This window comes from Glycomyces luteolus (genome assembly GCF_027622875.1).
Lineage (GTDB): Bacteria > Actinomycetota > Actinomycetes > Mycobacteriales > Micromonosporaceae > Glycomyces > Glycomyces luteolus.
This window is the reverse complement of record NZ_JAPZVP010000012.1, coordinates 129,693-150,563: the sequence shown is the minus strand read 5'-3', so window position 1 is coordinate 150,563 and position 20,871 is coordinate 129,693. Positions and strand designations below refer to the sequence as shown.

The 20,871-nt window shown below is 69.5% G+C and carries 17 protein-coding genes; 8 read left to right on the top strand and 9 right to left on the bottom strand.

Annotated elements, in window-relative coordinates:
* The first annotated feature begins 41 nt into the window (after positions 1-41).
* Positions 42-401: a VOC family protein gene (locus O1R50_RS16210; RefSeq protein ID WP_270111150.1), complete on the top strand. Its 360-nt coding sequence runs from the start codon at positions 42-44 to the stop codon at positions 399-401.
* A 107-nt stretch (positions 402-508) separates the two neighbouring features.
* On the opposite strand, the gene O1R50_RS16205 is transcribed toward O1R50_RS16210, so the two are convergent.
* From O1R50_RS16205 to O1R50_RS16190, 4 genes are all read right to left on the bottom strand, one after another.
* Complete coding sequence (locus tag O1R50_RS16205; RefSeq protein WP_270111149.1) at positions 509-1,024, bottom strand: DUF4190 domain-containing protein; 516 nt, start codon at positions 1,022-1,024, stop codon at positions 509-511.
* 130 nt (positions 1,025-1,154) lie between these two features.
* The gene (locus O1R50_RS16200) at positions 1,155-2,267 is read right to left on the bottom strand and encodes an amidohydrolase family protein (protein WP_270111148.1); all 1,113 of its coding nucleotides are present in this window, start codon (positions 2,265-2,267) and stop codon (positions 1,155-1,157) included.
* Positions 2,268-2,560: 293 nt separating this feature from the next.
* Positions 2,561-4,102, bottom strand: coding sequence for a signal recognition particle protein (gene ffh, locus O1R50_RS16195; protein ID WP_270111147.1), 1,542 nt, complete (start codon positions 4,100-4,102; stop codon positions 2,561-2,563).
* 261 nt (positions 4,103-4,363) lie between these two features.
* Positions 4,364-5,701 carry an ammonium transporter gene (locus O1R50_RS16190; protein ID WP_270111146.1) on the bottom strand — a complete coding sequence of 446 codons (1,338 nt, stop codon included), beginning with the start codon at positions 5,699-5,701 and terminating at the stop codon, positions 4,364-4,366.
* Positions 5,702-6,193: 492 nt separating this feature from the next.
* On the opposite strand from O1R50_RS16190, the gene O1R50_RS16185 reads away from it, so the two are divergent.
* Together O1R50_RS16185 and O1R50_RS16180 are read left to right on the top strand one after the other, a co-directional pair.
* Positions 6,194-7,240, top strand: coding sequence for a LacI family DNA-binding transcriptional regulator (locus O1R50_RS16185; RefSeq protein WP_270111145.1), 1,047 nt, complete (start codon positions 6,194-6,196; stop codon positions 7,238-7,240).
* A gap of 16 nt (positions 7,241-7,256) precedes the next feature.
* On the top strand, positions 7,257-9,614 hold the full coding sequence (locus tag O1R50_RS16180) for a carbohydrate-binding protein (RefSeq protein WP_270111144.1): 2,358 nt from the start codon (positions 7,257-7,259) through the stop codon (positions 9,612-9,614).
* Between the two features lie 50 nt (positions 9,615-9,664).
* Here O1R50_RS16180 and O1R50_RS16175 read toward each other — a convergent pair whose 3' ends face one another.
* Complete coding sequence (locus tag O1R50_RS16175; protein WP_270111143.1) at positions 9,665-10,510, bottom strand: aldo/keto reductase; 846 nt, start codon at positions 10,508-10,510, stop codon at positions 9,665-9,667.
* A gap of 175 nt (positions 10,511-10,685) precedes the next feature.
* On the opposite strand from O1R50_RS16175, the gene mscL reads away from it, so the two are divergent.
* The 4 genes from mscL (at position 10,686) to O1R50_RS16155 (ending at position 13,887) form a co-directional block, all read left to right on the top strand.
* The gene (mscL, locus tag O1R50_RS16170) at positions 10,686-11,096 is read left to right on the top strand and encodes a large conductance mechanosensitive channel protein MscL (protein ID WP_270111142.1); all 411 of its coding nucleotides are present in this window, start codon (positions 10,686-10,688) and stop codon (positions 11,094-11,096) included.
* A gap of 180 nt (positions 11,097-11,276) precedes the next feature.
* Positions 11,277-12,101 (top strand): VOC family protein, encoded by an 825-nt coding sequence (locus tag O1R50_RS16165; protein WP_270111141.1) that lies wholly within the window; start codon positions 11,277-11,279, stop codon positions 12,099-12,101.
* Between the two features lie 99 nt (positions 12,102-12,200).
* Positions 12,201-13,004 (top strand): VOC family protein, encoded by an 804-nt coding sequence (locus tag O1R50_RS16160; RefSeq protein WP_270111140.1) that lies wholly within the window; start codon positions 12,201-12,203, stop codon positions 13,002-13,004.
* A gap of 388 nt (positions 13,005-13,392) precedes the next feature.
* Complete coding sequence (locus O1R50_RS16155; RefSeq protein ID WP_270111178.1) at positions 13,393-13,887, top strand: GNAT family N-acetyltransferase; 495 nt, start codon at positions 13,393-13,395, stop codon at positions 13,885-13,887.
* A 199-nt stretch (positions 13,888-14,086) separates the two neighbouring features.
* Here O1R50_RS16155 and O1R50_RS16150 read toward each other — a convergent pair whose 3' ends face one another.
* Positions 14,087-14,437, bottom strand: a complete 351-nt coding sequence (locus O1R50_RS16150; protein WP_270111139.1) for a glyoxalase superfamily protein — start codon at positions 14,435-14,437, stop codon at positions 14,087-14,089.
* Between the two features lie 148 nt (positions 14,438-14,585).
* A complete protein-coding gene (locus tag O1R50_RS16145) occupies positions 14,586-15,620 on the bottom strand; it encodes a glycerophosphodiester phosphodiesterase family protein (RefSeq protein WP_270111138.1) in 1,035 nt (344 codons plus the stop codon).
* Positions 15,621-16,259: 639 nt separating this feature from the next.
* Between O1R50_RS16145 and O1R50_RS16140 the strand changes: the two genes are divergently transcribed.
* Positions 16,260-16,994: a DUF6270 domain-containing protein gene (locus tag O1R50_RS16140; protein WP_270111137.1), complete on the top strand. Its 735-nt coding sequence runs from the start codon at positions 16,260-16,262 to the stop codon at positions 16,992-16,994.
* A gap of 41 nt (positions 16,995-17,035) precedes the next feature.
* On the opposite strand, the gene O1R50_RS16135 is transcribed toward O1R50_RS16140, so the two are convergent.
* Together O1R50_RS16135 and O1R50_RS16130 are read right to left on the bottom strand one after the other, a co-directional pair.
* The gene (locus O1R50_RS16135; RefSeq protein ID WP_270111136.1) at positions 17,036-18,826 is read right to left on the bottom strand and encodes an ABC transporter ATP-binding protein; all 1,791 of its coding nucleotides are present in this window, start codon (positions 18,824-18,826) and stop codon (positions 17,036-17,038) included.
* 171 nt (positions 18,827-18,997) lie between these two features.
* Positions 18,998-20,866 carry a CASTOR/POLLUX-related putative ion channel gene (locus O1R50_RS16130; protein ID WP_270111135.1) on the bottom strand — a complete coding sequence of 623 codons (1,869 nt, stop codon included), beginning with the start codon at positions 20,864-20,866 and terminating at the stop codon, positions 18,998-19,000.
* Positions 20,867-20,871: the final 5 nt, after the last annotated feature.

Sequence of the window (20,871 nt, the reverse complement as noted above, 5' to 3'; positions counted from 1 at the left end):
GGCGGCCGTTTTCTGTCGCACCCGCGTGCCACACTGCGGGGATGATCGGCAAATGGCACGGCCTCATCATCAACTGCCCGGACCCCGAGACGCTCGCGAACTTCTACCAGGAGCTGCTGGGGATGGTCCGGGTGCAGGGCTACGACGAGAGCTGGATCGTCATCGGCGACGCCCCTGATCGGCCCGGAGTGGCCTTCGAGCAAGTGGAGGACTACCGGCCGCCCACCTGGCCCGGGAACGGCGTTCCGCAGCAGATGCACTTCGACGTGCGCGTCGACGACCTCGACGAGGCCGAACCGAAGGTGCTCGCGCTCGGTGCGCGAAGGCTGGAAGGCGGCGGCGACGCCTGGCGGGTCTTCGCCGATCCGGCGGGGCACCCGTTCTGCCTCGTCGTCGTCTGAACGCTCGTCGGGCAATGCGGCGCGGCGCCGTGCCCCTTGCGGCGACCGCTGCTGCGAACACGAAAGCGGCGCGGGCCTGGGACCGCGCCGCTTTCGATGCAGCTGTTCTAGTACGTGGTGGCCGCGCCGGTGCCCAGCATGGTCGCGCCGACGGCGAAGAACATGATGATGCCGATCGCGGCGAGCGCGCAGACGATGATGCCGAGCACGAGCCCGGTGATCGCCTGCCCCTTGCCCGCGGCCTCACCTCGGTTGATCTTCTTCAGCGCCACGCCGCCGAGGATCGCGGCGATGATGCCGAGAACCAGGCTGGCGAAGTTGATGTACGGGATGCAGAGGCCCGCGACGCTGATGATGCCGGTGACCATCGAGCCGATCGCCTGGCCCTTGGGCAGCTGCGGGCCGTAGCCGGGCGCGCCGTATTGCGGCGGGTAGCCGGGGGCCTGCGGCGGCAGCTGCGGCGCGGGGCCGTAGCCCGGCTGCTGCGGCTGCGAGGGCGGGCCGTAGCCGGGCTGCTGCGGCTGCGAGGGGTTCTGGGGCTGGGAACCGGGCTGGCTGCCGTACGGGTCGTACTGGAAGCCGCCCTGACCGGACTGGTCCGGAGGAGGCGGAGGATAAGTCATCGCTATAGCTCTCTGCTCGGGTCTGCTCGGGCGGGAAACGGCGCGGGGAGGTTCACGATAGCCGACCCCCGCCACAGGTGGGGACCAGGCCGGTTCAGGAATGCCGCAAAAGCCGCAGGTCACTGCGTTTTTATTTGGGGGACTTGAGGATTCGCCCGCGCAGGACGATGAGCGCGGGCTCGCGGGCCGCCGCGAGGTCGGCGCGCGGGTCGCGTTCGTAGACCACAAGATCGCCGAGATCCGTTGGGAGGCCGAGCCATTCGCGGGCGCGCCAGGACGCGGCGGCCACGACGTCGGCGGCCGGGATGCCCGCTTTCTCGTGCAGCAGCCGCATCTCCTCGGCCGCGAGTCCGTGGTCGATGCCGCCGCCCGCGTCGGTGCCGAGGTAGACGGGCACGCCCGCTTCCCAAGCGGCGCGCACGACTTCGGGGAAGCCCTGCTTGAGGCGTCGCATGTGGTCGGCGTAGCGGGGGAACTTGACGTCGGCCCCGGCGGCGATGTCGTCGAAGGTCTCGATGTTGATCATGGTGGGCACCAAGGCGATGCCGCGCTCGGCCATGCGGTCGAGGAGGTCCGGGGCGAGGCCGGTGCCGTGCTCGACGGAGTCGACGCCCGCTTCGACGACGCACGCGACGGCCTCTTCGGAGAAGGTGTGCACGGCGACCTTCGCGCCCTCGGCCTGGGCGGCGTGGATCGCGGCGGTGAGGATCTCGGGTTCGAAGGACGGTGCGAGGTCGCCCTTGTCGCGGTCGATCCAGTCCCCGACGAGCTTCACCCAGCCGTCGCCGAGTTTCGCCTGGCGGGCCAGCGCGGCCACGGCCTCGTGGGGCTCGCATTCGAGGCCGATGCCGCGCAGGTAGCGGCGGGAGGCGGCGATGTGGTGCCCGGCGCGGATGAGGCGCGGCATGCCGTCCTCGCCCACGAGTTCGGGGTAGGGGTAGGGCGATCCGGCGTCGCGGATGGCGAGGACGCCGGTGTCGCGGTCGGTGTGCGCGAGTCCGCGGGCCTGGTCGAGACTCTCGATGGGTTTGGGGCCGCGGCGGATGCCGATGTGGCAGTGGGCGTCTACGAGCCCGGGGAGCGCGAACCCGTTGGTGGCCACGGTGCGGGCGCCCGGCACGGGTTCGAAGGTGATGCGGTCCCCGTCGACGTACACGTCGCGGACGGTGTCGTCCGGGAGCCAGACGACCCTGAGGTGAAGAGGCTCGAGTCGCTGGGGCTCGAGCGGTGCGAGTGCGTTCATCGCCTCGCAGTATCGCCCGCGCGGGCGCGGAAGTTCAACGGGGGCGCGCGGGACGGGAAGGCGGGGGTGCGCGGGCGCGGGCAGTCCTTGCCCGCCCAGGGTGGTTGAGTTCTACCGCCACGTTCCGCGCCCGGTCCGACAAGACGGCGCTTGCCTCGCGGCGGCCGTGTCGGAGAACACGTCAGGCCGGTCGCGCTCGGCGCGGACCGGCCTGCGGCGGTCGTTTCGCGGTCGCCCGCCGGGCGATCGCGGTTGGCCGCTCCCGACCGCCCGGCGGGGGTCGGGACCGTTGCCTACTTGTTCTTCTTCTGGTCCTTGAGGAACTGCTCGAAGTCGATGTCGGGGAGGTCCCCGGCGTTGAACTGCGAGAGGTCCGGCATGCCGGGGGGCAGCTGCATGCCCGCGGGGAGCTGCGGCGCGGCGTTCTGGGCGGGCTGGCCGCCGCGGCGGACCACGGGCTTCTTCTTGGTCTTCTTGCCCTTGCGCTTGTTGTAGGGCGATTTGGTGGCCTTGGTGCCGCCGCCGAGGCCCATCGCGCCGGTCATGCCGCGCATCATCTTCTGCGCGTCCTTGAACCGCGACAGGAGCTGGTTGACCTCGGAGACCGTCACGCCGGAGCCGTTCGCGATGCGCAGGCGGCGCGAGCCGTTGATGAGCGAGGAGTCGCGGCGCTCGGCCGGGGTCATGGAGCGGATGATCGCGGAGGTGCGGTCGATCTGCTTGTCGTCGATGGCGTCGATCTGCTGCTTCATCTGGCCCATGCCGGGCATCATCTTGAGCACGTTGCCGATCGGGCCCATCTTGCGGATGGCCTGCATCTGCTCGAGGAAGTCCTCGAGCGTGAAGTCCTCGCCTTTGAGGAGCTTCTGGGTCATCTCCTCTTTCTGGTCCTCCTCGAACACGGCCTCGGCCTGCTCGATGAGGGTCAGCATGTCGCCCATGCCGAGGATGCGGGAGGCCATCCGGTCCGGGTGGAAGACGTCGAAGTCCTCGAGCTTCTCACCGGTGGAGGCGAACATGATCGGCTGGCCGGTCACGTGCCGCACGGAGAGCGCGGCACCGCCGCGGGCGTCGCCGTCGAGCTTGGAGAGGACCACACCGGTGATGCCGACGCCGTCGCGGAAGGCCTCGGCGGTGTTGACCGCGTCCTGGCCGATCATGGCGTCGATGACGAAGAGGACTTCGTCGGGGTTGACGGCGGCCCGGATGTCGCGGGCCTGCTGCATCATCTCCTCGTCGATGCCGAGGCGGCCGGCGGTGTCGACGATGACGACGTCGTGGCCCTTGCGGCGGGCCTCTTCGATCGAGTCGGTGGCGACCTGGACGGGGTCGCCGACGCCGGAGCCGGCCTCGGGGGCGTAGACGGCCACGCCGGCGCGCTCGCCGAGGACCTGGAGCTGGCCGACGGCGTTGGGGCGCTGGAGGTCCGCTGCGACGAGGAGCGGCGAGTGGTCGTCGCCCTTGAGCCACTTGGCGAGCTTCCCGGCGAGGGTGGTCTTACCGGCGCCCTGGAGGCCCGCGAGCATGATGACGGTGGGGGCCTGCTTGGCGTAGTTGAGGCGCCGCGTCTCGCCGCCGAGGATCGCGATGAGCTCCTCGTTGACGATCTTGATGATCTGCTGGGCGGGGTTGAGGGCCTTGGAGACCTCCGCGCCCTTGCACCGCTCCTTGACCTCGTTGATGAAGGTCTTGACCACCGGGAGGGCGACGTCGGCCTCGAGCAGGGCGAGGCGGATCTCGCGGGCGGTGGCGTCGATGTCGGCATCGGTCAGGCGGCCTTTGCCGCGGATCGACTCGAAGATCCCGGACAGTCGATCTGACAGAGCGTCGAACACGGGCGAACCTCTCGATGGTGCAGTACAGGTTTACAGCTCGCAGGCGGCGCCGCGAGGCGCGAATGCGAGCGGGGCGCCTTGGGACGGCGCGACGGCTCCTACGAGCTTAACGGGGATCGCGGCGCGCCCGCCGCCCGGTGATGCCCGGATCGGGCGTGAGCTTCCCCTGAGGAGGCGGAACGGCCTTCCCGGGACAAGCGGAACGGCCGCCCCGGGGGGAGGCGGCCGTTCCTTTTAGCGGTGACGTGAAGTCGGTTGCCGTTAGACGTTGACCTTCTCGACGGCTTCGGCGTTGGTCTCGGGCAGGCCGGTGCCGGTGTTGCCGTTGAGCGGCAGGTCGTAGCCCGCCTCGCCGTGCTGGGCGGCGTCGATACCGGCCAGCTCCTCTTCCTCGCTGATCCGCACCCCGATGGTGAACTTCAGGATGAAGGCGATGATGAGGGAGGCGACGAAGGAGAACGCGACCACGGAGAGGACCGCGGCGGCCTGCTTGCCGAGGAAGGCGGCGTCGCCGCCGTAGAAGAGGCCGTCGACGCCTTCGTCGTAGACCCCGGCGATCACGGTGACCTCGGAGACCGCGAAGAGACCCACGGAGATCGAGCCCCAGATACCGGCGACCATGTGCAGGCCGACCACGTCGAGCGCGTCGTCGTAGCCGAGCTTGTGCTTGAGGCCGATGGCGAAGGGGCAGATGATGCCCGCGACGAGGCCGATGGCGATCGCGCCGACAGGGGCGACGTAACCGGCTGCCGGGGTGATGGCCACGAGGCCTGCGATGACGCCGGAGCAGGCGCCGAGCACGGAGGGCTTGATGCCGCGGATGCGGTCGACGATGAGCCAGGCGAGGATGGCGGCGGCGGTGGCGACCTGCGTGTTCAGCAGGGCGAGGCCCGCGGTGCCGTTGGAGGCGAAGGCGGAGCCGGCGTTGAAGCCGAACCAGCCGAACCAGAGGAGCCCGGTGCCGATGACGACGAGCGGCAGGTTGTGCGGCGCGAAGTTGCCGTCCTTCCAGCCGATGCGGCGGCCGACGACCAGCGCGAGGGCGAGGCCCGCGGCACCGGCGTTGGCGTGGACCGCGGAACCGCCGGCGAAGTCGAGCACGCCCCAGTCCTCGATCCAGCCGCCGCCCCAGACCCAGAAGGCCACGGGGGCGTAGACCACGACGACCCAGACGGTCGCGAAGATGACCCAGGAGAAGAACTTCATGCGGTCGGCGACGGCACCGGCGATGAGGGCGACGGTGATGATGGCGAACATCATGCCGAAGGCCGAGAGGGCGCCGTTGGAGACGCCGGCGGTGACGCCGCTGAGGTCGGTGAGGTAGTCCAGGCCGAACGAGCTGCTCAAGTCTCCGAAGAAGGAGTTCGTGGCGGCGCTGCCGGTCTCGGGGTCCGTGTTGCCGATCGCGATCGACTCGCCGACGAGGACCCAGGCGATGGATACGACACCGATCGCGACCAGGCACTTCATCATCATGTTGAGGACGCTCGAGGCCCTGGTGAGACCGCCGTAGAACAGGGCCAGACCAGGCGTCATGAGCAGAACAAGGGCGGCGGAGGTCAAGATCCAGGCATTGCTGCCAGTGTCGAGCTCGGGCATGGCCGCCTCCTCTCAAGGGAGATAGAAAAGTACTGCGGGCTTTAAGGCTGTTCCGGCGTGAGGGGAGCGACGGTGCTCGGGATAGGTGTTGTCACGCGCCGACCGACGAATCGGCCGGCGCGTGATGCTCCTACCTACCGGAGTGATGCCAGCTTCACCAAGACGTGTTACGCGACCCGGGCCTGCGTGTTAAGAAGTTGTCGCCAAAGATTTCGAGTGTGTGAACTCGGCCTCACAAGCCCCTCGAAGAGCGCAACCGAGGCGACTGGAGGGCCGGTTGTGCCGTTTGGGGCATTCGCGGGGGCATCCGGAACCGTTACCTCGGCATGACCCCGCTGTTGCGAAACTGTGTTGTACTGTGATTGACCCATAACCAAAGTGATCGTTAACATCACTCGGCGTATCGTCGTATGGGACTGCGGCCACACTAGGACTGGGACGGCCCGGTCCCCTGGGACGGCCTGCGACGAACAAAGAAAGAGACCTACAGCGATGGCGCAACCGAAGAAGGCAGCCAGTATCTGGGATGTGGCGAGACTGGCCGGGGTCTCCCACCAGACCGTCTCCCGCGTCGTCAACGGCTCGCCGCGGGTCGCCGCGGCGACCCGGGACAAGGTGCTGGAGGCCATCGCCGAGCTGGGCTACCGGCCCAACCGGCTGGCCCGCAGCCTCGCGGGCGGCGCGGTCGAGTCCGTCACGGTGCTCGCCGCCGACACCTCTCTCTACGGGCCCGAGGCCGCACTGCGCGGCATCGAGAAGGCCGCCCGCTCGCTCGACTGGAGCGTGCAGATCTCCGTGCTCGACCCGGCCGACACCCACTCGGACGAGGACATCATCGCGCGCCTCCCCCGCGCGGGCGAGCCGACGATCATCATGGCCCACGACGAGCCCGGGATGCGCGCCAAGCAGGTCCTGCTCGACACCCAGCCGCAGGCGATGGTCGCCATAGGGCCTTACACCGCCGAGGAGCTCGCCGCCTCGCCGTGGCTGGTCGGCATGGACGACGGCAAGGCCGCGGCGGAGGCCACCCGCTACCTGCTGGACCAGGGTCACGAGACCGTGCACCATCTGGCGATCCCCACCTCGACGGGCACCTTCGGCGGCGGCAAGGCCCACCGCGCGGACGGCTGGGCGCGGACCCTGCGCGAGGCCGGACGCGAGGTGCCCGACGCGGTGCCCTCCGGCTGGACGTTCGCCGAGGCGTTCAAGGCAGTGCAGCCGCTCATCGCCGACCCCTCGGTGACCGCGATCCTCTGCGGCAACGACCACCTCGCCCTCGCGACGCTGCGCGCCGCGCACCTCGCCGGGCGCGACGTCCCCGGCGACCTCTCCATCGTCGGCTTCGACAACACGCCGTTCACCGCGTACACCACCCCCGCGCTGACCACCGTCAACCAGGACTTCGAGAGCGTGGGCCGGGGCGCGTTCGAGCTGCTGCGCCACCGCGTCGACAGCACGAACCCGCGGCCGAAGCCGAGCTGGCCCGACCCCGAGCTCATCATCCGCGAGACCTCGGGCCCGCCCCGCTCCCGATCCTGATCCGAAAGGCCCGGCAATGGCCCTCAACCCCCTCCCTCAGGGGGCGGCCCGCCTCATCGCGGATTTCGCCGCCCCGACCGGCCCGGTGCTGCACGGCGCGGCCGGGTCCCTGTACGGCGTCTCTGAGGACGGCGTGCCCGGCGACGAGCTGCTCGACGCGCTCGACATCACCACCCTCGCGGTGAAGCCGGACGGCGGCGCGCAGCACCCGGGAGGCGACGCGTCCAGCGTGGTGAACGCCCTGCGCCGCAACGGGGACGGCCTCGCCTTCGTGTACCTGCAGGACCTGTTCGCCAAGTGGCCGTACGAGGACGTGGGCATCGACGTCTACCACGAGCGGCTGTGCGCGGTCGTGCCGCCGATGCTCACGCCCGAGAACGCCGGGCGCCTCGTCTGGGTGCCGTTCAACGAACCGGACTGGATCTGGTACTCGCTCAAGGAGAACGCGCCCGCGAAGTTCGACCGGTTCCTCGCCGACTGGATCACCACCGTGCAGCTCCTGCGCGGGCTCGCGCCCGGCGTGCCGATCGCCGGGCCGAACGAGGCGTACTACCACCCCGAGTTCCTGCCGCACTTCCTCAGGCGCGCACGCGACACCGGGACGCTCCCCGAGTGGATCGCCTGGCACGAGCTCTCGCCGCGCTCGCTCGCGGAGTTCCGCGGCCACTACGCCGCCTACCGGGGGCTGGAGCGCTCGCTCGGGATCTCGCCGCGCCGCGTGAACATCGACGAGTACGGGAACAACCGCGACCTCTCCGTCCCCGGGCAGCTCGTGCAGTGGGCGGCGATGTTCGAGGAGGCGAAGGTCCACGCCGACATGGCGTACTGGACCGCCGCCGGCGGATACTCGGGCGCGGCCCCGCAGCCGAACCTGCCGAACGGCGCGTGGTGGTTCCTCAAGGCCTACTCGGGGATGACCGGCCAGACCGTGCGCGTCGAGCCGCCCCATCCGAACACTGTGGACACCTTGCAGGGCATCGCGACCATCGACGCCGCGCGGCGCACCGCCCAGATCCTCGCGGGCGGCACGGTCGAGGACTTCCTCGTCGCCGCAACGGGACTCGACCCCGAGTTCTGGGGCGAGCGGGTCACGGCCACCGTGCACCGCATCGACTGGACCGGCTACGAGGGCGCCTCGGGCCCGCCCCAGCCGATCGCGCAGGTCGTAGGTCACCCTGCGGGCCTTGAGATCCCGGTCTACGGTCCCGACCGCATGGCCGCGTACTGGATCACCGTCACCCCCGGCGAAGCCGCCGTCATCGGGCCGCCGCCCTGGAAGGGCCAGTGGGACGCCGAGGCCGCCGACATCACCTCCGGCGAGATCACCCGGCACGGCCACGCCGACGACGGGAACGCCTTCGCCGCCTCCGGCGAGCACGACGTGTGCGGCCTGAACCTCACCGACTCGGCCGTGGTCTTCCAGGTCGAAGTCCCCGAGGCCGGCGAATACGACCTCGCGGTCTTCTACTCCCACATGTACGGGCGCGGCGCCGAGGCCACCGAACCCCAACCCGCGCAGCAGGTCCTCACCGTCAACGGCGCGGAGCGCTTCCTCGACTACCCGAGCACCATGAACTGGGGCCATCGCTCGATCGCGCGCGTCCCGATCACCCTGCGGGCCGGCGCGAACACCGTCGAGCTCTCCAAATCCGGGGCGATCGGCACCGCCCGCGGCGAGGTCGCCCTCGACAAGATCGAGCTCACCGAGCGCCGCGGCGGCCACGTCTCCTACGACGCCGCCTTCGCCCGCCCGCACGCCGACGGCCTGGTCTTCGACCTGTACGCGGCCGAAGCGGGCTACCACCGCATCGAAGGCACCGACACCGGCGTCCTCGCCGGGCCGCAGAACCAGGACGTCCTCGTCGACCTCTCCCGGCCCGTGTTCCTCCACGCCGGGGTCAACCGGCTGCGCACCGGGCCGATCACCGGGCCGATCCTCGTCGCCCCCGCGACCGGACCCCGACCGGTCGAAGTGGACGCCGCCGAGGTGGCCCGCTCGGGCGGCTCCTGCCTCGTCGTCAACGACTTCGCCCACCGCGGCCACGTCATCGGCTGGAACGGGCGCGGCGCCACCGCCGCCATCGAGGTCGACGCCGCCGGGGGCCCGCACATGCTCCTCGTCAGCTACGCGAACGGCGAACGCGGCGAAGGCCACGAATACAACATCGACATCGTCACCCGCCACTGCGCCATCACCGTCAACGGCAAGGACGCGGGCACCCACCCCATGCGCGGCACCTGGACCTGGAACGACTTCTGGACCTACCCGGTCGTCATCGACCTCGCGGAAGGCCGCAACACGATCGTCTTCGCCAACCCCGACGGCCCCACCGCCGAGTTCGAGCACTTCCGCATCGCCCCGCTCAACCCCTAAGGCGCACAAGAAAGCCCGCGCCGGATCGGCGCGGGCCCCCTCGTCGTCCGCTAGGCCGAAGCCAAGCCGTTCAACGCCTCGTACTGGGCGTCGGTGAGCACCAGGTCGCGCGCGCCCACGTTCTCCTCCAGGTGCGCGATCGAACTCGTGCCCGGAATCGGCACGATGTTGTCCGAGCGGCGCAGCAGCCACGCCAGCGCGGTCTGCGCCGGGGTCGCGCCGATCTCGGCGGCGATCTTGCCGACCGGCCCGTCGGGCCCGGCGTGCTCGCCGGCGGCGATCGGGAACCACGGGATGAACGCGATGCCCTGCTCGGCGGTGTAGTCGAGCACGGCCTCGCTCTGGCGGTTGATGAGGTTGTAGAGGTTCTGGACGCTCGCGATCGGCGCGACCGCCTGGGCCTCCTTGAGCTGGTCCACGGTGACCTCGGAGAGGCCGATGTGGCGGATCTTGCCCTGGCGCTGGAGTTCGGCGAGGGTCTCGATCTGGTCGGCGATCGGCAGGCTCAGGTCGAGGCGGTGGATCTGGTAGAGGTCGATGGTCTCGACGCCGAGGCGGCGAAGGCTGAGTTCGACCTGCTGGCGGATGTAGCCGGGGTTGCCGACCGCGACCCATTCCGCGGGCGAGGGGCGGGTGTTGCCGCCCTTGGTGGCGATCACGACGCTGTCCGCGTAGGGGCGCAGGGCTTCGGCGATGAGTTGCTCGTTGTCGCCGAGCGCGTAGGCGTCGGCGGTGTCGATGAAGTCGACGCCGAGTTCGACGGCGCGGCGCAGGACGGCGACGGCGTTCGCGCGGTCCTTCGGCGGGGTGAAGATTCCAGGGTCGCCGGACAGGCGCATCGCGCCGTAGCCGAGCCGGTTCACCTGGAGGTCGCCGCCGATCACGATGTCGCTCATGGGGAATGCCTTTCACGCAGGGTTTCGGTGTCCGCGGGGCCGAGTGATCGGCCACGTCCGGATGCAACCGCTTGACCGGTCCGTTTGTTCCCTTCCGGGTGATGTCGCCTGCGCCACGTCGACACTGGGATTCGCGACTGCTGTTCCAAAGCAGGGGGATGCGAAACTCTTGGGCATGATCAAAGGGTTCAAAGATTTTCTGATGCGCGGCAATGTGGTGGAGCTGGCCGTCGCGGTCGTCATGGGCGCGGCGATGACGGCGCTCGTGGCTTCGTTCGGCACGGCGTTCCTCAATCCGCTGATCACGCTGGTCACGGGCGGGGCCGAAGTGGGCGGCGAGTTCACGGTGAACGGCGTCGTGTTCCCGTACGGACTGTTCCTGAACGGCGTCCTGGTGTTCTTTCTGACGGCGCTGGCGGTGTACTTCGTGGTCGTGCTGCCGATGAACAAGCTCCGTGAGCGATTCGCGCCGAAGGTCGACGAGGTGCACGTGGTGGCGGAGATCGAAGTGCTGCAGGAGATCCGCGATCTGCTGCGGCAGCAGCAGCAGAGCCGCGATCTATTGCGGCAGCAGAACCGGAGCTGATGTGATCGGAGGCCCGCCCGCGCTCGGCGCCGGCGGGCCTCGGCGCGTTTCCTTGGCGCGGCGGGCGGGTAACCGCCGGATCCGCCTCGCACCGGCCGCGTCGGCTCGCCGGAGGCCTTGCCTGCGTCGTACCCCCGTGGGACGGTGGGGGTGACCGACCGACCTGTGAAGGACCGCCGCATGCCTACCAAGATTCCGCTGGGAGCCCCGATCTGGGCTGACGCGAACACCCCTGATCTGACCCGAGACCTGGATTTCTATATGCGCCTGTTCAAGTGGGCGAGTTTCGGCACCGGGGAGGAGTTCGGGCATTACACCGAGCTGTGCCTGGGTTCCACGGTGTCGGTGGCGCGCGCCGTGGGCGGGCTCGCCCCGAATCCGCCGGGCACCGCGGATGCGGTGTCGGAGTGGGGGGTCGCGTTCCATGTGGCCGACTGCTTCCAGGCGGCGGCCGACGCGGAGAAGCTCGGCGGCCACATCATCAGCCATCCGGTGCGGGTGGGCGACGACCTGGTGTACGCGGCGGTGAAGGACCCGGACGGCGGGGCGTTCGGCCTGTTCGAGCCGATGAGCGAGCACGTGGGGTTCACGGCGTACGGTGAGCCGGGCGCGGCGGTGTGGTTCGAATACGTTTACGACGGCGCGCCGGTGGAGGCGATGCAGTTCTACTCGGAGCTGCTGAACTGGTCGGTGAAGGTGCCGGGTGCGGAGGAGGCGTCGCATGACGCGCCGTACGTGGGGCTGTGGACGCACCACCACGGCCTGACCGGGTCCGCGGTGGAGTTCGGCGGGGCGCGGATGGCGCTCGGGCCGGAGGTGCGGATGAAGCCGCATTGGCTGGTGTGCTTCGGCACCAACTCGGTGGACCTGACGGCGGCGAAGGCGGTCGACCTGGGCGGCCGGGTGGCGGTGGCGCCGGTGGACGACCCGGGAGGGCGCATGGCGGTCCTGGTGTCGCCGACGGGCGCGCACTTCACCATCATGTCGAGCAAGAAGATGGACTGAGGACGGGCGACCGCTGCGGGAGAAATCCTGCGGCTTTCGGCGCCGCGTGGGACGGTGAGCGAAGCGCCAGTTTCCCAACCTGCGAAGGAGCAGCCCGCCATGACGTCGATCCCGATCGGAGCACCCGTCTGGTCCGACGCCCTGACCTCGGATCTCACCGCCGACGTCCCGTTCTATGAGCGCTTGTTCGGCTGGGCGTCGACGGACGCGGGCGAGGGCTTCGGCCATTACACGACCTTCTCGATCCCGGAGGATTCCGGGCCCGACCGCCCTGTTGCGGGGATCATGCCGTGCCCGCCGGGCATGGAGCCGTCGCGGATCTGGAACCTCCAGTTCCGGGTCGCGGACTGCGACGCCGCGACCGATCGGGCGCGGAGGCTCGGCGGCACGGTCGTGGAAGAGCCGCAGGACGTGGGCGACATGCTCCGGTTCTCGATGATCAACGACCCGAACGGCGTCTCGTTCGGCCTGGTCGAGGCGAAGGACCCGAGCTCGGGCTTCGGCGCGTGGGGTGAGCCGAACAGCGTCTCGTGGGTCGAGTACCGCTACGACGGCGTGCCTGCCGAGGCGATGAAGTTCTACGTGGACCTGTTGGGGTGGAACGTGAAGACGCCGCCTTGGGCGGACGCGTCGAACCCGAAGCCGTACGCGGCGTTGAGCGCCGCCGGGAGCGAGCGCGAGTTCGGCGGCTGCCACGCGGCCGAGGGCTGGGAGCTGAGCCTTCCTCCCCAGTGGAACGCGATGGTCGCGGTGGACGACGTCGACCGCGTCTGCGAGCGGGCGGTCGATCTGGGCGGTTCCGTTGCAGGCGAACCGATGGACGTGCCGGGCCTGCGCATCGCCGGGATCGCGACGCCGACGGGCACGATCGTGGGCATCCAGTCGGCCCGGTCCTGGGAGTAGCGGACAGCGAGCGCGAAGGCCGGGCCGCCGCGAGATCGCGGCCCGGCTCGGCCGTGCCGGTCTGCTCGCGCTGGCGCTCGGGTTGTCGCTGGGGATCGCCGAAGTCGCGTGGTCGGTGCTTCCGACAACGGGCCGTGGTGGATCGCCGGCGCGAGCCTTGCGATGGCCGTGAAGCTCGTCGCTCTGGCTGCGAGCGGCTATGCGCCCGTGCAGCGTGCCGACCTTTCAGGGTGAGCCGCATCTCTTAACGCGAACAGTTCCCTATTGCAAATCAGATGCAATAATGGCTCTCATGTCGGATATCGCGGTCGCACGAGGCACCAGGGGTGTAGAGGGTTACGTTCTGCGGCAGGCGGAACCGGAGGATCTCCCGGGTGCCCGGTCCGTGATGCTCGACACCGTCTACCGGGATTTCGGGCACGGATACCTGCCACAGTGGCACTCCGACATCATCGATCTCGACTCGTATTACCTTGCGCCCGAGGACAACGCGCTGTTCGTCGCCGTACGCGGCGGCATGGTCGCGGGCACGGCCGGCGTGCGCGGCCAGACGCCGGTGTCGCCCCCGAACCCGCTCGAGGTGACGAACCGCTTCGAGGAGGGGCGCACGGCGACGCTGTACCGCGTCTACGTGCGGCCCGAGCACCGGCGGCGCGGGCTGGCGGGAGCATTGGTCGACGCGTGCATGGCGTTCATCGCGGGCCGCGAGCGCTACAGCGGGGTGTACCTCCACACGGACGCGCGGACCCCGGGAGCGGTCGAGTTCTGGTCCAAGCGCGGCACGGTCCTGTTCGACGAGCGGGTGGCGGTGAACGAGATGCGCACCGAGGGCTTCGGCGAGCCGTTCCAAACCGTCCACTTCGAACTCACGATCCCGAACTAGCCGAACCCCCGAACGTCGCGCCCTCCGGCCGGATACGCCCACCGACTGCGCAAACACCCGAGTGTCGTACCTGTGTGGGAATGTGGTCTTTTTCGGTTGGTCGGAGGCGGATGCGGGTGGGAAGGGGCATGCCCTACGCGCCCAGCCGGGCGCCGGCGCAGCCCGACACTCCCGACCTCGGGGGGCGGCCGCCAGCTCGTCAACTCCTCGGCGTGCCGATCCTCAGCCGGTTCCCGTCCGGGTCGCACAACTCGATCTCCTTTGCGCCCCACTCCATCGCCTCGGCCGCGACGCCGAACTCCGCCGCCACCGCGTCCACGTCGCGGACTCGCAGGTAGATCACGCCGTCCGGGGGCGCGTCGCCCTTGTGCTCCGAGAGGAAGAGCCGCACCTGCCCGCGCGCGACCTCCACGAACAGAGGGAACCCCGGCTCGAACCGGTGCTCCCACTGCTTCACGAACCCCAGCCGCTCGTACCAGGGCAGCGCTGCGGCCGCGTCCTCGACGCGAAGGATCGGAATCGCCTGCTCGATCGATTCGTGCTCAGTCATGCACCGATGGTGCCATCGGGGTACGACACCGGCCCTGCGAACGGTCCGGCCGGAACCGCCCGCCGCGGCTGCCGCGGACGCACGAAGGGCCGCCCCGGCGGCAGGGCGGCCCTTCGCTTCTCGGTGTGAATCCTGGGTTCGCCCCGGGCTAGCAGTCGCGGGCGGCCACGGCCAGGTCCGGGAAGTCGCTGAAGACCGCGTCCACGCCCAGGTCGTAGAACAGCTCGAACTCGGCCTCGATGTCGCCCCACGCGGCCGGGTCGGAGCCCTCGCGCAGGTTCGTCGGCAGGAAGTTGTTCTCGGCGCGGAAGGTCCAGACGTGCACGTCCAGGCCCCGGTCGTGCGCGCGCTCGACGATGTCGGTCGGCTCCGAGATCGAGCCGTCGGCCGCGCGCGGGAAGATGCGGTTCTTGTTGAGGCTCACGGTGTCCAGCGTCTCGGCGTACTCGTCGAGGGTCGCGTCCGGGATCGCGCCCTGGCCGTCGATGTTCAGGCCGATCGGGTTGTCGACGCGCTCGTCGATGTTGAGCAGGCTCTGGTACTCGAACGACTGGATCCACACCGGCGACCGCTTGCGGTCGAGGTTGCGCTCCTCCAGCAGGTCGGCCAGCGCGTCCTCGATGCTCATGCCCTTGTCCTCGTAGTAGGACGGGTGCTTCATCTCCGGGTAGGTGATCACCTTGCGGTCGAGGGTGTCCACATAGTCGAGCACCTCGTCGTAGGTGACGAGTTCGAACCGGCCGTCGTACGCGGCGCTGTCAGGGCGCAGTGCCGGAAGGCGCTCTTCGGCGCGGAGGGTCTTGAGCTCGGCGAGGGTGAAGTCGTCGGCGAAGAAGCCGGTGACGGGCTTGCCGTCGATGAGCTTGGTGGTCTTGCGGTCCGCGAATTCGGGGTGCGCGGCGACGTCGGTGGTCTCGTCGAGGACCGGCTCGTGGCGGGCGAGCAGTTCGCCGTCCTTGGTGAGCACGAGGTCGGGTTCGATGACGTCGGCGCCGAGCTCGACGGCGAGCGCGTAGGCCTCGAGCGTGTGCTCGGGCATGTAGCCGCTGGCGCCGCGGTGCGCGATCACGAGGGGCTCGTGGTGGTGGGACTTGGCGGCGGCCGGGGCTGCGGCGAGGCCGGCGAGGGCTCCGGCGGCCGTCAGCACGGCCGCGCCGCGCAGGAGCGCGCTCTTGAGGGACATGAAGGTCCTTTCGTGGGGCTGCCTTTCGGCACTGGACTCCATCGGGAACGGGCCTTCAGTCAATCGGCCGCGGTCGTCACCCGCTCGGCGCGAACGTGAACGACGCTTGAACGATGTCAGAAATCCGGAGCGCGGCGACGGTCGACACGCCGCCCCGGGGCCAGGGCGCCGCCCGGCCATGCGGGAGGCCGTCGCCTCGGCGGTGGTGGCCACCCCGGCATACACCACCAAGACCATCGGTACGGTCACCGAGGCGACGGCCTCCCCGCCGGTCCCGCCCGGCCCGATCCGATCGCGGCAAGGTGTCGCGAACCGATGCCCGGGGTCGCGAATCCACAGTTATCGGTTTCTAGATCAGGTCACCGGTCAGGAAGCTGGAGAGGCTGGACCTCACCAAAAACGATTCATGTGTTGATAGGAACCGTTTTCTAGGCAATCTTGGCGCATCGGAGCCCGGACGTCAAGCATCGAAACCTTCGAATACGCCACGGTGTCGCGCGGGCGGTCGCGAGGTTGCGCGCAGATCGACGGTGTCGACCCAGCGGAGGTGACCCCGACCTGGAGGTGCCGGGCACCGCGGGTGTCCTGCATACTGGCCACTTTCGTGCCACTGTCGTCACTGGATCGGAGCATCCTCGAATGGAGCACCTTCCCCCGACCTACTCGCTGATCGGCTGCTGCGTCACCCGCGACGCCGCCGAACTCGGCCGCGACCCGCTGCCCCGGCCGGTCCACTTCGTCTCGCGCACCCGCATCCAGAGCCTGGTGTCGACGCCGACCCCCATCGACCCGGACGACTTCAAGCTCGACTCGGCGTTCCAGCGCCGGACCGTCGTCGAGGACCACCGGAAGACCGCGCTCGACCCGCTCGACGACATCGACCACCCGATCGTCATCGATCTGATCGACGAGCGCTGGCCGCTCATCGACACCGGCTCCGGGCTGGTGACCTCGACCATCTACTTCCGCAACGCGGGTATGGAAAAGCGACCCGGGTCCCGGCCGGTGGCCAACGACGTCGAACTTGCCGACAACGGCCCGTTCGCCACTGCCGCAAGGGCGCTCGCGGCACGGCTCCCGCAACGGCCGGTGCTGATCCACCGCGCGTTCTGGGCCTCGCACAACACTGCGGGCGAACCCATCAGCGACCTGCGGCGCACTCGGCGGAACAACAACCAGCTCGAACGCGCCTACGACATCCTCCAAGCGGCCCTGGGCGAGCGGGCCCTCCCGCCGGTCGAAGTGGACGCCGGCCTTCGCATCGGCGACCCCTCCCACCGCTGGGGCCCGGGGCCGTACCACTACATCGACGAGTACTACACCGAACTCTCGGACCAGGTCCGCAAGGCACTCGCCAACGCGCCGACCAGGTAACAGACGAACCCGCACCGCCCGATCGCGGGCGCGCTGCTCCCCTATGCCGCCGTGAGCAGTTGCGAGGCGGCCAGGTCGCGGTACAGGTCGTCCTTTTCGACCAGCTCCGCGTGCGTGCCGACCGCGCGTACCAGGCCGGCGTCGAAGACCACGATCTGGTCGGCGCTGGTCACCGTCGAAAGCCGGTGGGCCACAACCAGAACGTTCGTGCGCTCGGCCGCGTCCAGCATGACCTGCTTGAGCGCCGCCTCGTTCGCGGCGTCGAGCTGCGAGGTCGCCTCGTCGAGCAGCAGCAGCCGCGGCTTGCGCAGCAGCGCCCGGGCGATGGCGACGCGCTGGCGCTCGCCGCCCGAGAGCGTCGTGCCCCGGTAGCCGATCCGCGAGTCGAGCCCGTCCGGCAGCTTGCCGACCAGTTCGGTCAACCGCGCGACCTGCACGACCTCGTCGAGGTCGGCGTCGCTCGCCGCGGGTGCGGCCATCACGAGGTTCTCGCGGAGCGTGCCGTCCAGGACCGGCGCGTCCTGCTCGACATAGCCGATCAGGCCGCGCAGTTCCTCGAGCGGCCAGTCCGCGACGTCGACACCGTCGACCTTCACCGAACCGGTGGTGGCCGGGTAGAAGCGCTCGATGAGCGAGAACACCGTCGTCTTGCCGGCTCCCGAAGGGCCGACCAGCGCGGTCAGCCCGCGCCCGCTCGAGGCGAACGAGACTCCATGGTGGACGTACGGCAGGTCTTCGGCGTAGCGGAAGGTCACGTCCTCGAACACGACCTGCGCGGGCCCGGAGCCGACCGGGAGGCGCACTGCCTCCGGGAGGGTCTCCTCGGTGGAGGAGTCCTCGGCGTCGAGCCGTTCGACCTCTTCGATGCGGTGGATCGCGGCGAGGCCGGTCTGGAGCTGCGAGAGCGACGCGATGAGCCCGTTGATCGGGCCCATCAGATAGAACAGCAGCAGCAGGAAGCCGATGAGGGTGCCGACCTCCATGGCCCCGGAGGCGACGCGCGCGCCGCCGACGCCGAGGACCATGAGGAACGCGATGTTCACCGGCAGGAACGCGACGACCCCCGCGAGCGCCTCCCAGAACGAGGCCTTGACGCCCGTGTCCCGGGCGGTGGTGGCCGCGCCGTTGAGGCGGGCGATCTCGTGGTCTTCGGCGCTGGAGGCCTTGACCGTGCGGAAGGCGCTGAAGATGCGCTCCAGAAGCGATCCCATGTCGCCCAGGGCCTTCTGCGAGGCGATGGTGGCGTTCTGGATGCGCGGCATGATGAACAGCATCGTGACCGTGACGAACGCGACCATGGCCATGGTGGTGCCGAAGAGGGTGAGGTCGAGCCAGGCCATGAGGCCGATGCCGCCGAGGATCATGAAGGCGTCGGTGACGCCGCCGATGACGGTGGTGCTGGCGACGGTGCGCAGGAGGTTCGTGTCGGAGCTGAGCCGGGAGACGAGGTCGCCGGGCTTGAGGCGGTCGACTTCGGCGACTTCGAGGCGCACGAGCCGGTCGATGAGCTGTTTGCGCACGGTGAGGACGACGTCCTGCCCGGCGATCTGCATGAAGTAGGGGCCGAGGGCGCCGAGGGCGCCGCCGACGAGGACGACCGCGGCGAGATAGAGCAGCGGCCTGGTGAGGGATTCGTTCGCGGAGAGGGTGTCGATCACGTCCATGGCGATGAGCGGCTGGACGAGGCCGACGAGGCCTCCGGCGAAGGAGAGGGCGCCGCCGATGACGAGCAGGCGCAGGTGCTGGCGGGCGTAGGACCACAATCGGGTGATCGGGGCCTTCGCCGGCGGCGTCTCGGCCGCCTCCGGGGTGGGTGTGGTGGTGTCGGTCATGGTTCCTGTTTCCTCCGCTGGGTGCTGCGGTCTCCATCGACGCTACCTGCGGCGCCCGACACTGCCATCGGCCGATGGTCGTGAACGTCCTATGACCAAAGTCGTACGCCCATCGGGTGACAGCGGCCGTTCGCAGCAGGCCGCCGGTCCTCCGATGGGCGTACGCCTGCGTCAGTCCTCGGCGAGGACGATGATCTTGTCGCCGGGCTGGAGCATGAATTGCAGGCCCTTGTCCGGGTTGAGGTGCACGCCGTAGTCGGGGGCCTGCTTGGCGAGGGCGGCCACGCGGTAGCCGATGGCGGTCTCGCCGCGCCGCCGCGCCGATTCGGCCACAGTGTAGAAGTTGACCGGCACGCCCGGGCGCACGTAGTGGTCGGCGGGCTTGAGGTAGATCTCGGAGCCGTCAGGGCTGAAGAGCTGCCCGAAGACCTGCGAGAGGTGGGGGTTCTCGGCGGTCTGGGTCAGCAGGAGGCTGATGAGCTTGTCGCTGACGATGAAGTCGTCGGCCTGCGTGACCTGGGCAAGCGTGCGGTTGCGGTCGTCGGCCATCTCCGAGACGACCTTGAACCGGCTGTTGCTGCGCTGGGCCATGTCGCGCAGGTGGAGCAGGGTCACGAGGGTCTTGGAGTCGGCGAGCTGCGGCGCCACGTCGTCCGAGCACAGCGCGATGATGTGGTTGTACGAGCCGGGGTTCAGGGACTCGAGGAGGACCCGGTCGGTGGTGTCGTCCTCCTTGAAGTTGAGGCCCTGGACGCGCATGGTGGGGCCGATCTTGCGGATGGCCTCGGGCGCGTCGGGGTGGTCGGAGACGACGTCGGTGACCGATCCGGGCGCGACGTACTGGTCGAGCTGCTCGAGGATCGTGCGCGACATGGCGTTCCAGCCGAGGATGAGGGTGCGCTCGGGCCGGTTCCCGGCGTCGGCGCGGGCGACGATGACGCTCTCGTCGATGACGGGGCGGGAGCCGTCGAGCACGATCGCGGAGTCGTCGGCGGCGATGAGGATGAGTTTGTCACCGGGCTGGAGCGAAGCGGAGGAGGGCGGGTTGATGATGCAGCGGCCCTCCTTGGTGAGCACGCCGATGAACGAGGACGTGCGGTAGGAGTGCAGGGCCTGGCTGAGGGGCCGGCCGAAGAGGCCGGGCTCCTCGACCATGTAGATCTCGTCGCCGCCGAAGTCGAGCAGGTCGGTGTAGACGACGGAGAGGCCGGACTGGCGGCAGGTCTGGACCATGAGGCGGGCCATGAGGTCGTTGGCGTCGACGATGTGCGCCGCGCGGCCGCCGGCGAGGCGGGCGGCGGGCAGGTTCCGGCCTTCGGCGACCGCGCCCACGACGTGGCACTTGATGCCGTTGCCGCCCTGGGTGACGGCGAGGAGGGAGCGCACGAGCTGGGCGTCGGGGTCGTCCTCGGCGGAGGTGAGGATGATGACGCTCTTCGCCTGGCCGGGGTTGACGAGGCCGATGCTGTCGGGGTCGGCCGGGTCGCCGGTCCGGCAGACGACATGCGTGGACTTGAGGTCCGCGATCTTGGTGCGGATCTCGTCCTCCATCTCGACCTTGTCGCGGTCGGCGAGGATGGCGATGACGGCGCGCTTCTCGCTTTCGTTGGCCTCCACCAATTCCGAGATGACGATGAAGACCTGATCGGACCATCCGAGAATGACGGTGTGATCCTTCTCAACGACGAGCGAGCGGCCTTTTCGAAGGTCTTCGAGTTTCGCGTCGAGACCGGTGGTCAGCACACCGACGAGTGACGACAGGATTACCAGGCCGCCGATGGTGGTGATGAACATGACGACCATCGCGGGGCCGCCGGCATCGTCTCCGGTGATGGTTCCGGCGTCGAGGATGTGGATGAACGACTTCCACAATGTACCGCCGAAGCCGTCGGCGTCATTGACGATGGCGAGGAAGAGGGCACCAATCGCGGTGAGCGCCAACGTGATTACGGTCAGCCAACCGATCAGCGCTTTCGTGCCCTTCGACATGGTGTTGTCGAACCAATAGCGTGCCCGCTGTTTGAACGTCGGCTCGGACATCGGGG